The sequence below is a fragment of the Hymenobacter sp. UYCo722 genome, from assembly GCF_040547115.1.
Taxonomy (GTDB): domain Bacteria; phylum Bacteroidota; class Bacteroidia; order Cytophagales; family Hymenobacteraceae; genus Hymenobacter.
On record NZ_JBEPPC010000003.1, the window covers coordinates 140,377 to 153,354 of the forward strand.

Here is a 12,978-nt window from a genome sequence, read left to right on the forward strand (position 1 = left end):
GAGATGTCTCGGCTGCGCTCGGCATGACGTTTACTACGACGGTCTTGTTCGTTCAAAGAGTAGACGCAAGTAGGCGTCTCTACATTCGCCGTAAATCCCCGCTATGCTCCTAATTGAAATTCTTCTCATCATGGCCTTGGTGGCCTGGCAGGCATATGTGTTCCTGCACAACCGCCAGCTCACGGCCCGGGTGCAGGCCATGTACCCGCCGGCGGGCGCGGTGGCGGTGCAGCCCATCGCCTACACCGCCGCCGACCCGGACAAGAACTTTGCCATTCAGTATGATGCCCTCATCACCCGCGATGCCTCTCTGGAGTTCGGCCAAATCATCACCGATACCAACGAGTACCTGCTTAATAACCGCGGCGCGGCGGCCGATTTTGGTATTCTGAAAGACATTTCCGAGCGCCACGCCGAAGCGTTGGACGAGGAGATTCAGGCCCAGATTGCTACGCCGCTGTATCTGGGCTTGCTGGGCACCTTCACGGGCGCTATTCTGGGCTTGCTGGCGCTGGTGGGCAACCCGTTTGCCGAGGCGGTGGTGGACCCGGCCAAGGATACCTCGTTCAGTAATACCGATGTGCAGCACTTCCTCGGCGGGGTGCTCATTGCCATGATTGGCAGCCTGTTTGGCCTGGCCTTCACGCTGGCTGGCAACCAGTTGCTCAAAAAAGCCCGCGCCGCCCGCGACCGTCACAAAAACGCTTACTACACCTTTCTGCAAAAAGCCCTGCTGCCCAAGCTGAATTCCGACATGCAGGCCGGCATGAGTAACCTCAAATCGGTGCTGGATACCTTCAACGCCGAGTTTTTTAGCCAGATTCAGAACGACTTTTTTAGCAAGATTCACGAGTTCACGCCGCTTATCGCCAGCATTACCGAGAATGTGAGCGTGCAGAAGCGCTTCCTGGAGCAGCTCGAAAAAATTGGCTACTCGGAGCTGGCCAACGCCACCATTAAGGTATTTGACCGAGTGGACGAAAGTGCCCAGACTTTCGAGAAATTCCTCGGCTACCAGCACGCTCTGAATACCACCGTAGTGCACAGCAATGAGGCCGCTCAGACCATCGGCGCGCTCCTCAACCGCCTCACGGCACTGGAACAGGGCCTCGCCAGCGTGCCGCAGTACCTGCAGCAGCACGACGATGCGCTGCGCCAGCAGGTTGCCTTCTTCAGCCAGCACGGCAAGCTGCTGGTCGACCTCGGCGCGCAAATCCGCCAGGGCGTGAGCGAGGGTGTGCACCGCATGGATGCTGAGCTCGACGGCCGCCTGCAGGAATTGCAGCAGGAAGCCAGCGCTGCCCACGAGCAGTGGCAGCAGCATTTCCGCCGCCTGAATCAGGATAATATCTACCAGAAAATCACGGAGTATCTGAATCCTTTCACCCAGCTCCCGGCCCAGCAAAAGGACCTGAACGTGTTGCAGGAGCGGCAAGCGTCGCTGTCTGCCCAAGCCATGCAGCGCATGGAGGCAAGGCTGCTGGCCGATGCGCAGCTCCAGCAGCAGCTTTTGCAGCAGGTGGACCGCACGAATAAAGTGCTGGAAGAGCTGACGAAACCGAACTGGTTTCAGCGCACCGTGCTGGGGAAGAAGTAACGTAGCGACAACTGCCTCAGCGCGTCATGCTGAGCGCAGCCGAAGCATCTCTACCGCAATAGTAAATGATTACTTGCGCAGTAGAGATGCTTCGGCTGCGCTCAGCATGACGTTCAATTAACTTTAATCGAATAAAACCAGCAACATGAAAGAGAGCCGAGACTTCTTCTGGCCCAGTTACGTGGACCTTATGACGGCCTTGTTCCTCATTATGCTCGTGCTGTTCGTGCTGGGTTTCAAGCGCTCCAACGACAAGCAGCGCGACAACGAGCGCCTGATTTCGGAGCTGAAAGTGCAGGTGCAGGAAAAGCGCAAGCTCGACGAAATCAAAGCGGCACTCAAGCGCCTCGAAAGCAATTACTTCGAGTATAACCCCACTTATAAGCGCTACGAGCTGAAATTCCCGGTCACCTTCGCGCCCAAGAGCGACGTGCTGCCCTACGAAGCCCAAACCCCGCTCGTGAAAGCCGGCCGCTTCCTGCTAAGGGAGATGCAGTCGATAAAAAACGACGACAACGTGCAGTATCTCATCGTGGTAGAGGGGCGCGCTGCCAAAGACCTGCGCTATCCCGCCAACGACCCGCACAACCTCGATGGCCCGGCCGTGCGCCAGCTCAGCTACAGCCGTGCCCTGGCCGTAATTCGCCTCTGGGAGCAGGCGGGGCTACGCTTCCCAGGGAACCTGGAAGTGGTGGCGGCCGGCAGCGGCTTTCGCGGCGCGGGCCGCTACACCGGCAGCCAGGAGGCGCTGAATAAGCGGTTTATTATCCAGATTCAGCCCAAGATTGGCTCGATTGGGAAGTAGAGCAAGCGTAGAAGGTTAATTCTTTCGTGCCATGGGGCTGCTAATAAGAGATTTCGCCTTCAATGGTCAGCAAGCCAACCGGAGTGGTAGTGTCAAGCACATCGTGCCCGGTATAGAAACCCGTGGCTCTACTGAACCGACCGGTGCCGCCGATAATTGTGTGGAGTAGCAGAACGTCCGATTGGGTGGTGTTTGGACGGGGCGTAATGCTAACCGTGAAGGTGGTAAAGTACTGGTCGCCATTGGCGGCCGTCACCGTAGATGTGCCCGTGGCGTGGAAGGGCGGGCCGCTGGTGAAATCAACGGTTGCATAGTCGAGAAACCGGGCTTTCCCCAGGTGCGAAACATTGCCCGCGCCATTAATCTGAAGCCGTAGCTCCCCGGGGCTGCTGGGAAGCGGCGTAGCAACGGTTGTGAATGACCCCTTTAAGGGCACCGTATTTCCGGACGTATGGCCCTGGCCATTGGCCCGCAGGGGCGTAGCAGCCGGGGTGCCTTCTAGGGGGTCAGTTTTTGTGCATCCGGCCAGGGAAAGCACGGCGAGGAGCGAGGCAAACAAGCACTTTTTCATGGTACCGGGGGTAAATGGTGGACATAGGCAAGCCCTTCGAGCGTCTGTTGGGGCTCGGTGGGGGAGTCGTAACGGGCGGGTTGTGGCCGGCTGAGCGAGGCAGCCGGCTGGGGCCGGTCAGGCCTTGAGGCCGTAGCGGGCAATGAGGGCGGGGCGCTGCTCGTGAAACCAGGTCACGCCAAATTTCTGGTCCAGCTCGGCAATTCTGTTGGCTATCGGCGGGGCGGCCGGGGTGAGGTTCTGCTTCACCATATCGGGGATAATCTGGTGAAATAACTCCTCCAGATAATCCTCGAAGCTTTGGTTGAAAAAGCAGTCTACAAACCGTAGGGGCGCATCGGAGGCGTTCCAAAAGGTGTGCGGCACGCCCCGGGGGCGGAAATTCCAGCCACCGGCGTGCACTTCATAAATCTCCGTCCCAATCATGACGGTGGCGGTGCCTTCCAGCACGTACATCAGCTCATCCAAATTCTTGTGCAGGTGAGGGGCCGGACCCATTTGCCGGGGGGCCACGGCCACTTCTACGTTCGAGAACTGCATACCGGTCTGGCGGCTGTGCACGATGGTGCGCACATCGACATGCCCCGGGCCGGGCGCGAGCGGCGCAGTAGGCGGGATGTAGAAAGCCGGGGTGGGCGCGCCATACTCGGCTGCCAGGGCAGCGGCATCGGCAGAGAAATGGCAGATGCTCATGCCCCCTATCAGGCTGGTGGAGAGAAAATTTCGGCGTTCCATACGAGCGGGGCTAAAGGGCGATTGTATGGAGGCAAACTTAGGGCGGCTACGTCTGGGGCTGGTGGTAAAAAACTGCCAACCTGCTAGCCTTCGTGCAGGCCGAAGCGGCGCTCGGGCGAAGTCTTTTCGATTTCATAGAAGGCGCGGGGCGTCAGGGTGGTGAATTCCTTGAAATCCTTAGCCAGGTGCTGGTAGTCGGTGTAGCCCGTGGCGATGGCAATGGACAGCCAATCGAGGTCGGGGCGGTTATTTTTGAGCCGGTAGGCTTTATCGAACCGCGCAATGCGGTGGAACATCGTGGCGCTCACGCCCACCCGCTCCTCAAACTTGCGAATAAACTGCCGCGTGCTGAGGCAGGATTGACTGGCAATGGCGGTTAGGGAGTGGTGCGAGGCACCTGAGCTCAGCAGGCTTTGCACGGCCCGGTCGATGGGCAGCAACGGTTCCCGGCTGTCGCGCGCCCTGGCCAGCAGAAATTGCTCGATGGTGGCAATCATACCGTCCAGGGTGGCGCAGTTGGCCAGTTGGTCGCAAACGCGGCCAATGACGGGACCCCACAGGGCCTCGGCATCCAAAAAAGAGTTGGTGATGTAGGTCGTGGGAATGCGCAGGAACCGGTAGAAGGCCCCGGGCTGCAATACCACTTTGATGGCCCAGAAATCTTTCCCGCCGTGCCGGTAAATCGGCCGGTTGTAGATGCCGCTGACAATGCACCTTGGATAGGCCGTAAGGGCCATTAAATCGAGCCCGCTGAACTTCTGGCAGTCACGCAGGTAAAACGTGAGGCAATGCTCCGGCCGCGGCGCATGAAATTTCGGCGGGGGCGGCACATCGCCTTCGAACACAAACCGGAATACCTGGTAAGCCCGCACAAACGGCAGCAAGTTGGCCTGCGGAAGGAGGGTTTGCAGTAGGGCAAGGTCCATGGCCGTTCACATTTATTACCTGCTAATAAGCCTGCCCCCATTGCGGGCCGAACAGCAGTTACTCAATTGCTTAACTACCCAATAAGGATGAAATATAATAACTAAGTATAATATTAATGACGTTTCTGCTGGCCGATAACACTGGAAGCCGGCCTGAGTATAGCCTCACTGCACGGTTCAATTGTGCAAAACCCCCTCAATCACCGCCAATTCTTCCTTACTAAACACCAGATTCTCCAGGCACTTCAATGAGTCGTCCAGTTGCTCGGGCTTGCTGGCGCCGATGAGGACGGACGTTACCCGCTCGTCCTTCAGTAGCCAGGAGAGAGCCATTTGGGCCAGGCCTTGGTTGCGGGTTTTCGCCAGGTCGTTAAGGCGGCTGACCTGCGAGAGACGCTCGGGCGTGAGATTGGTTTCGGTGAGGAAGCCGACGCCTTTGGCCACCCGGGAGTCGTCGGGGATGCCGTGCAGGTACTTGTTGGTGAGCAGGCCCTGGGCCAGGGGAGAGAAGGGGATGCAGCCTACGCCTTCGGTGTCCAGCAAGTCGAGCAGGCCGTCTTCGACCCAGCGCTCAAACAGCGAGTACTTGGGCTGGTGAATGAGGCAGGGCGTACCCATCTCGCGCAGCAGGCGAAAGGCCTCGGCGGCTTCGGCGGGCTGGTAGTTGGAGATGCCCACGTACAGGGCTTTGCCCTGGCGCACGATGAGGTCGAGAGCGGCCATGGTTTCGGCCAGGGGCGTGTCGGGGTCGGGGCGGTGGTGGTAGAAGATGTCGACGTACTCCAGGCCCATGCGCTTTAGGCTTTGGTCGAGGCTGGAAACCAGGTACTTCTTGGAGCCCCACTCGCCATAGGGGCCTTCCCACATGTGGTAGCCGGCTTTGGTCGAGATGATGAGCTCGTCGCGGTGGCCCTGAAAATCTTCGCGCAGAATGCGACCAAAATTCTCCTCGGCCGAGCCGGGGGGCGGGCCGTAGTTGTTGGCCAGGTCGAAGTGCGTGATGCCGCGGTCGAAGGCGCGGTGCAGGATGGCGCGGCCGTTTTCGAACGTATCGACCCCGCCGAAGTTGTGCCACAGGCCCAGCGAGAGGGCTGGGAGCTTGAGGCCGCTGCGGCCACAGCGGCGGTAGGTCATTTCCTGGTAGCGGGCGGGGCTGGGCTGATAGGGCATGGGGTGAATGATGAGGTATGGGATACTAACAGAACGTCATGCTGAGCGCAGCCGAAGCATCTCTACCGGGATTACTCTCGCAGTAGAGATGCTTCGGCTGCGCTCAGCATGACGTTACTTTCCTTGTCAATAAACGCTAAGCGTTAGTACCGGCGGTTCACGCAGTTCAAATCCTCAAACGCCTGCTTGAGGCGCGTCACGAAGGTTTCTTCGCCTTTGCGCAGCCACACGCGCGGGTCGTAGTATTTCTTGTTGGGCGAGTCGGCCCCGGTCGGGTTGCCAATCTGGCCCTGCAGGAAGCCTTCGTTTTTCACGTAGTAGTCCTTGATTCCTTCCCAGAACGCCCACTGCAGGTCAGTGTCAATGTTCATCTTGATGGCCCCGTAGCTGATGGCCTCGCGGATTTCTTCCTGCGTCGAGCCCGAGCCGCCGTGGAATACGAAGTCGATGGGCAGCGCCTCGGCGATGTTGTGCTTCTGGCGCAGAAATTCCTGCGAGTTGTGCAGAATTTTGGGCTGCAGCTTCACGTTGCCGGGCTTGTACACGCCGTGCACGTTGCCAAAAGCGGCCGCGATGGTGAAGCGTGAACTGATTTCGCTCAGCTGCTCGTAGGCGTAGGCCACTTCCTCGGGCTGGGTGTAGAGCTTGGAACTGTCCACGTCGGAGTTGTCCACGCCGTCTTCCTCGCCGCCGGTCACGCCGAGCTCAATCTCCAGCGTCATGCCAATTTTGGCCATGCGCTCGAGATAACGCTTGCAGATTTCGATGTTCTCCTCAATCGGCTCTTCCGACAAATCCAGCATGTGCGAGCTGAACAGGGGCTGGCCGTGCGACTGGAAGTACTTCTCACCGGCATCGAGCAGGCCGTCAATCCAGGGCAGGAGCTTTTTGGCGGCGTGGTCGGTGTGCAGCACCACGGGCACGTCGTAGAGGGCGGCCATCTGGTGCACGTGGTGCGCGCCCGAAATGCCGCCCGCGATGCTGGCCTGCTGCTTGTCGTTGGGCACCGACTTGCCGGCGTAGAACTGCGCGCCGCCGTTCGAGAACTGCACCATTACGGGCGAGTTCAGCGCTTTGGCGGTTTCGAGCACGCCGTTCACGGTGTTGGTGCCGGTTACGTTCACGGCGGGCAGGGCGTAGCCGTGGGCTTTGGCGTGGCGGAAGAGGGCCTGCACTTCGTCGCCGTGCAGCACGCCGGCGCGCAGGCCGGAAAGGGTTTGGTCAGCCATAAAAAGAGGTTGTGCGGCTAGGCCGCGGTGGTATGAGGGAGGCAAAGGCAAGCGTGCGAACCCGGGCCGGGCCGCGCGTGCAAAGTACGGGCCGCCCCGCCGAACCTGAAAGCCCCGGGCCAAACGCGGCCGTTTGCGCAGGGTACAGGCCCCGGCACCGCCGCCAGCGGGTAAAAAAATAGAGGCTGGCCGTTGCAGCGGCCAGCCTCTCGGCACTATTTCACACGCACACTTCTACTTGATTTTCAACAGGCAATATAGGCCAGGCTGGCGAAGGCACAATGCCGGCCCGCAAAAAAGCTGGTTATTCCGCGTCTTCCAGCGTGAGGGTCATCACACGGCTCAGGCAGTGCTGGCCGTAGCCGGAGCTCGCCAGCAGTTGGTACGGATAGTCGCCCAGGGGCAAGTGCAGCCCACGCAGGTTAAGCTGAATACGATGCTCGCCGCTGCTGAGGCCCTTGCGGACTACTGCCGCCATCTTGCGGCCCAGCAAATCGTAGATTTCGAGGCGCACGTCGGCCGGATACAGCAGGGTGAAGGGGACGTAGGTTTCACCCTGATGCGGATTGGGCGCATTCTGGCCAAGAATCAAGGGCGCGATTTCGCGGTCGAGATACCGGTGCGGGGGAAGGTTGGAGAGGCGTGAAAGCGGCCCGGAGCCACTCGCCGGTTGCGGCAAGTTGGCTTGTGGAAACGTTAAATCCATGCGGGGAGAGGGTAGGTGTAGGCGATAAGCAACCAAAAATGATGGGAGAAGCTATTTCGATATAAATAAAATGACGTTTCCGGCGATGCGGCTCCAAAAATCGGCAGACTAAGGGCTCGGCTCGGCGAATACCAGCCTGGCCCGCCCCAACGGCAGAAGCTGCTCCCAATTACCAGGGACTGGGCCGACGTGTTGTGGCTTCCACCCGCGCTAATGGAGCTGTTTAGAAAGTCGTCAAAACGGCGTATCGACGCATCCTTGCGTCTCGTCGTTGAGTGACATCAGCAGTTTTCGTTCGACGACGCGACCAGAGGAGCTTTAATACCTGCTATTATGGCTGTGCCTGTTCAAGCACGCTCGTTAAGCAGTCGCACACAAGTAACCGTAGCAAAAAGGCGGTCATGCTGAGCGTAGTCGAAGCATCTCTACCGCATTAGTAATTCATTTACTCACGAGATAGAGATGCTTCGACTACGCTCAGCATGACGTACCATTCAATACGCTTACGGATGCGTGAATGCTTAAGCTTCACAGAAAACAGAGCGGGAAGGTGGGGCAGCTGGAACGAGTGCGGAAATCTGCCACACTCGGCCTGACGGGCTGGAAAATCCACCATCCATCTACATAATTACCTCCACCCAGCCCTTGAAGCGACGGCCGTCGGTGTACGTTACGAGGTAATAATACAGCCCGCCCGAGCCCTGCCCGCCCCACCTGAACCCCCGTTCGGCGGACTTGAACACCGGCTGGCCCCAGCGCGAGAAGATGGCAATGCTGGCAAACTTGCGGTCGCAAAAATCGAGCGGCAGGTCGGGCATGTAGAGGTAATCGTTGTAGTTGTCGCCGTTGGGCGTGATGACGTTTGACGGTTGAAAGGGCTTGGGGTCGGGTATGGGGTCGACTATAAAACGTACCGCGCGCTCCTGCGGCAGCGGCAGGCAGGGGCCGGCCTCGGTCAGCCGGAAGCGCACCAGCAGGCCGGAGCCGGCACCGGTGGCGGCCACGGCCCCACAGTCGGGATTCCACACAAAGTCGGCCGTGGCCCGGCCCGCGCCGTTGCGGGGCGTGAAGCGCATGCCGGCTCCTGCCAGGTCGAAGCCCTCGCCCACGGCCGTGAGCGCCAGGGCATTGTTGTCGGCATCGAGGCCCAGTAGGGTAGCCGCGTACGATTGGCCGAGCACGATGTGCACCACTGCCGGGTTGGCATCCGACGCGGGCAGGGGCGCGGCCGGAAGCGTGCTGGTGAGCACCGGTGCCGCATTGGGCGGCTGCGTGGCAATGAAGGCCACCCGCAGCGTGTCGTGCTTGGGCAGGCTGCACCCGTTATCGGCCACAATTACATCGAGCAGAAATACCTTGCCCTTGGTATCGGCACAGTCCGGAAAGCAGAGCGTGGCCGTGAGCGTATCGGGCTGGCCGGCGGCGTGCACCGTGCCGCTGGTGCGGGTAGTGAAAGTGGGCAGCTGGCCCGTAAAATTCACGGCCCGGGTGCTCATCGTGAGCACCGAGTTGGGGTCGGGGTCGGTGTAGCGGATGTTGAGGCAGCGGTTGCCGCCGGGCACCAGGCGCAGCGTGTCGCGCCCAAAGCGGTAGGGCGTAGTGCGGCCGGGTACAGTTACCTGCAACCGGGGGGGCTGGTTGGTGGCGCAGTTCACCACCAGCAGTTGGAAATCGCGGCGGGTTTCGCCAATCTTCACGTGGTTGCGGTATTCCGCGCAGCGCACCCCGAACACGAACAGCCCCAGGTCGGTGGGCCGCACCGTGAGGCGGCCGGTGTGGGCATCAACCTGCAAGGTGGGCGCGCCGGGCATCTGGTTCTGCGCGCTGAGGCCGGCTCCCCAGGTTATCGGCGAGTAAGGGGCCGGCACGGCAAAGCCGGGGTCGGGGTTGCTTGGGGTGGCGTGGCCGTTTAGGGGCGTCACCATGTCGTAGGCCAGCGAGTCGCCGTCGGGGTCCTGGCCGCCAAAGTCGTAATAGAACATCTCGCCCCGGCAGGCATAGTCGCTCAGGGGCGGAAAAATCTGGGGCGTCGAGTCGATGAAGGGCAGGCCGTTGCGCACCACCGCCGGAAACTCGAGGTAGTAGGCCTGGCCCGCATTGCCGGGAGCCACAATGTTGCTGATGCTGGAGTTGCGGCAGCAGTTCTCAACGGCAATGTAGTAGCCTTCGGGGTCGCTAAACTGCGAAGCATCAATGATGACGGTGCTGGAATACACCAGCTTGCGGGTACTGAGCGAGCCGATGGAGCAGGCGGGGCTGGTGTACTGCACGAAGGTGTCGCTCAGCTTGCCCATCCGCACGGTGGCAATGTACTTGTTGCTGCTCTTTGCATAGATGACCGCCACCATCATGGGCCGAATTGCACCCGGTTGGCCGTTTATGGCATCGAAGTACAGGTTGAGCGTGAGCGTATAGTTGTTGCCGGTAGTATGATGCAAATCGAGCTCGCCGCCCACAATGTGCGTGGCCGAAGCCATTTGCGGCAACAGCAACAGCAGCAACAGCGTCAGCAGCGGCCCCAGGCCCGGTACTCGGAATATTACACGGCTCATAGGTAGTAAGATACTGAGAAGGAAGTGGATAGTAGCAGGTAGGGGCATGGCGCGGCGAAAGCCGCGGGTAGGGCGGGGAATTACTGTCGGGAATATACCTCTTTTTTCAAGGCCCGGCCCGCGCTGCCTGCGGCCCGCTTTTCAGCCGCTGCAAATAAACTTCCGGGCCCGATTGCCAATCCGATGAATATTCATGCTACGTTAATAGTAGCCGGACTACCTTGCCAGCGCTATGAGTAACCTTGCCACGCCCGAATTCTTCGATACCGACGGCCACCCGCAGTCCGCTGGTACCGCCGAGCAGCTGGCCGAGCGCAAGCTCAAAGTCTGGGCCGTGCTCAATGCCGTGGACCAGGGCCTGCTGAATGCCGACGAAGCCTGCGCCGCCTACCACGTCTCGCCCGCCGAGCTGGAAGCGCACCGCGCCGACTGGCGCGAGTTTGAAGCCGGCCGCCGCTGAAAAGAGCACTGAGCCGGGGTAACCGGAATCATTAGCCCACGTATTGCGTCTGAATGCCCGGCTGTGCGCCTAGCACGGCCGGGCTTTTTTTGACTCTTATTTTAGCGGCTCATTGCCTCTGTTCATGTCCAGACTCCAGCCCGATGCCACTCCTGCACTACCTCAGCTGCCCAAGACCCCCACGGGCATCGACGGCCTCGATGAAATAACCGAAGGCGGCCTGCCGCTGGGCCGGCCCACGCTTGTCTGCGGCAGCGCGGGCTGCGGCAAAACCCTGTTTGGTATCGAGTTTCTGGTGCGGGGCATTACCGATTTCAATGAGCCGGGTGTGCTCATGGCATTTGAGGAAACCGCCGACGAGCTGGCCGCCAACGTGGCGTCGCTGGGTTTCGATTTGAAGGACCTACAGGCCCGCAAGCTGCTGCGCCTCGACCACGTGCACGTCGACCGCTCTGAGATTGAGGAAACCGGCGAGTACGATTTGGATGGCCTGTTCATCCGGCTCGGCTATGCCATCGACAGCATCGGGGCCAAGCGCGTAGTGCTCGATACGATTGAGGCGCTGTTTTCGGGCTTCCCCAACCAGGGCGTGCTGCGCTCGGAAATCCGCCGGCTGTTTCGCTGGCTCAAGGACAAGGGCGTGACCACCGTCATCACCGCCGAGCGCGGCGACGGCACCCTCACCCGCCAGGGCCTGGAAGAGTATGTGTCGGACTGCGTGATTTTGCTTGATAACCGGGTAATCGACCAGATTACCACCCGGCGGCTGCGCATCGTGAAATACCGGGGCAGCACCCACGGCACCAACGAATACCCGTACCTCATCACCGAAGACGGCATTTCGGTGCTGCCCGTGACTTCCCTGCAGCTCGACTACGGGGTGTCGGACGACATTGATTCGAGCGGTATTCCGGCGCTGGACGAGATGTTTGGCCGGCGTGGTTTTTACCGGGGCAGCAGCGTGCTGGTAACCGGCACGGCCGGCACCGCCAAAACCACGCTGGCGGCCTCATTCGTCCACAAAACTTGCCTCGAAGGCCACCGCTGCCTGATGTTCGTGTTCGAAGAATCGCCCCAGCAGCTGATTCGCAACATGCGCTCGGTGGGCCTCGACCTGGCTCCGTTTGTGGCGCAGGGCCTGTTGCGCATCGAAGCCTCGCGGCCCACCCTCAATGGCCTGGAGCGCCACCTCGTCACCATCCACAAGCTGGTGAAGGAATTCGACCCTTACGCCGTGGTCATCGACCCCATCACCAACCTCATTTCGGTGGGCAACATGAGCGAGGTGCGCAGCATGCTCACCCGGTTGATTGACTTCCTAAAGGTGAACAACATCACCGCCCTGTTCACGGCTTTGGTAAATACCGGCCTAAGCCGCACCGAATTGGCCGAGGAAGGCGTGTCCTCGCTGGTCGATACCTGGATTTCGGTGCGCGATTTGGAGGGCATCGGCGAGCGCAACCGCGGGCTGAGCATCTTGAAATCGCGCGGCATGGCGCACTCCAACCAAGTGCGTGAGTTCATCGTGACCAGCCACGGCGTCGAGCTGCTGGATGTGGTGCTCGGGCCCACCGGCATCGTTACCGGGGCCAGCCGCCTCACCCAGCAGATGCAGGAGCACGCCGAAATTCTGGCCGCCCATCAGGAAGCCGACCGCCGCGACCGCGAGCTGGAACGCCGCCGCCGCACGCTGGAAGCCAACATCGCCAATCTGCGCACCGAGTTCGAAAGCGTGGAGGAGGAGCTGCGTCAAATCAGCTCCAACGAGCACAGCCGCCGTGATACGCTGCTCAGCGGCAACCAGCGCATCACGGCGGCTAACCCGCCCAAGGCCGGCCGGCCCGGCAGCGCTCCCACCACCGAAAGCGGCCAATAATTTGTATCGCCGGGCTGCGCCCGCGCACTCGCCCTAATCGCCCCAGCAATGGTAGAAAGCATCGAAGAAGAAACCTGGGAACTGCGCCTGTACGTAGCCGGCCAGACCCCCAAGTCGGTGGCGGCCCTCACCAACCTGCGGCGCTACTGCGAAGAGCACCTGAAAGGCCGCTACAAGCTCGAAGTAGTTGACCTGCTCCTGAACCCGCAGCTGGCCGAGGGCGACCAGATTCTCGCCATTCCCACGCTGGTGCGCAAAGTGCCCGAGCCCATCCGTAAAATCATCGGCGACCTCTCGAACGAGGAGCGGGTGCTGGTGGGCCTCGACGTACGCCCAGCCCTTCGCAAATAA

General features: G+C 60.5%; 12 protein-coding genes. 5 read left to right on the top strand and 7 right to left on the bottom strand.

Annotated features, from left to right (window positions below; all coding sequences use genetic code 11):
* Positions 1-103 precede the first annotated feature (103 nt).
* Positions 104-1,597 carry a hypothetical protein gene (locus ABIB44_RS10175; RefSeq protein WP_354584551.1) on the top strand — a complete coding sequence of 498 codons (1,494 nt, stop codon included), beginning with the start codon at positions 104-106 and terminating at the stop codon, positions 1,595-1,597.
* Between the two features lie 145 nt (positions 1,598-1,742).
* Positions 1,743-2,402, top strand: coding sequence for a hypothetical protein (locus ABIB44_RS10180; protein WP_354584552.1), 660 nt, complete (start codon positions 1,743-1,745; stop codon positions 2,400-2,402).
* A gap of 40 nt (positions 2,403-2,442) precedes the next feature.
* Here ABIB44_RS10180 and ABIB44_RS10185 read toward each other — a convergent pair whose 3' ends face one another.
* The 7 genes from ABIB44_RS10185 to ABIB44_RS10215 all read right to left on the bottom strand — a co-directional run bounded on the left by ABIB44_RS10185 (position 2,443) and on the right by ABIB44_RS10215 (position 10,291).
* A complete protein-coding gene (locus tag ABIB44_RS10185; protein ID WP_354584553.1) occupies positions 2,443-2,973 on the bottom strand; it encodes a hypothetical protein in 531 nt (176 codons plus the stop codon).
* A gap of 117 nt (positions 2,974-3,090) precedes the next feature.
* A complete protein-coding gene (locus tag ABIB44_RS10190) occupies positions 3,091-3,708 on the bottom strand; it encodes a cupin domain-containing protein (RefSeq protein ID WP_354584554.1) in 618 nt (205 codons plus the stop codon).
* 83 nt (positions 3,709-3,791) lie between these two features.
* Positions 3,792-4,634, bottom strand: a complete 843-nt coding sequence (locus tag ABIB44_RS10195) for a helix-turn-helix domain-containing protein (RefSeq protein WP_354584555.1) — start codon at positions 4,632-4,634, stop codon at positions 3,792-3,794.
* Positions 4,635-4,811: 177 nt separating this feature from the next.
* Complete coding sequence (gene mgrA / locus ABIB44_RS10200) at positions 4,812-5,804, bottom strand: L-glyceraldehyde 3-phosphate reductase (RefSeq protein ID WP_354584556.1); 993 nt, start codon at positions 5,802-5,804, stop codon at positions 4,812-4,814.
* A 143-nt stretch (positions 5,805-5,947) separates the two neighbouring features.
* The gene (fbaA, locus tag ABIB44_RS10205) at positions 5,948-7,033 is read right to left on the bottom strand and encodes a class II fructose-bisphosphate aldolase (RefSeq protein WP_354584557.1); all 1,086 of its coding nucleotides are present in this window, start codon (positions 7,031-7,033) and stop codon (positions 5,948-5,950) included.
* Positions 7,034-7,337: 304 nt separating this feature from the next.
* Entirely contained in the window at positions 7,338-7,739 is a 402-nt protein-coding gene (locus ABIB44_RS10210; RefSeq protein ID WP_354584558.1) for a T9SS type A sorting domain-containing protein, read from the bottom strand.
* Positions 7,740-8,359: 620 nt separating this feature from the next.
* On the bottom strand, positions 8,360-10,291 hold the full coding sequence (locus tag ABIB44_RS10215; protein ID WP_354584559.1) for a T9SS type B sorting domain-containing protein: 1,932 nt from the start codon (positions 10,289-10,291) through the stop codon (positions 8,360-8,362).
* A 232-nt stretch (positions 10,292-10,523) separates the two neighbouring features.
* On the opposite strand from ABIB44_RS10215, the gene ABIB44_RS10220 reads away from it, so the two are divergent.
* The 3 genes from ABIB44_RS10220 to ABIB44_RS10230 all read left to right on the top strand — a co-directional run bounded on the left by ABIB44_RS10220 (position 10,524) and on the right by ABIB44_RS10230 (position 12,978).
* Positions 10,524-10,751: a DUF1153 domain-containing protein gene (locus ABIB44_RS10220; protein ID WP_354584560.1), complete on the top strand. Its 228-nt coding sequence runs from the start codon at positions 10,524-10,526 to the stop codon at positions 10,749-10,751.
* Positions 10,752-10,875: 124 nt separating this feature from the next.
* The gene (gene kaiC, locus ABIB44_RS10225; protein ID WP_354584561.1) at positions 10,876-12,627 is read left to right on the top strand and encodes a circadian clock protein KaiC; all 1,752 of its coding nucleotides are present in this window, start codon (positions 10,876-10,878) and stop codon (positions 12,625-12,627) included.
* A gap of 48 nt (positions 12,628-12,675) precedes the next feature.
* On the top strand, positions 12,676-12,978 hold the full coding sequence (locus ABIB44_RS10230) for a circadian clock KaiB family protein (RefSeq protein WP_354584563.1): 303 nt from the start codon (positions 12,676-12,678) through the stop codon (positions 12,976-12,978).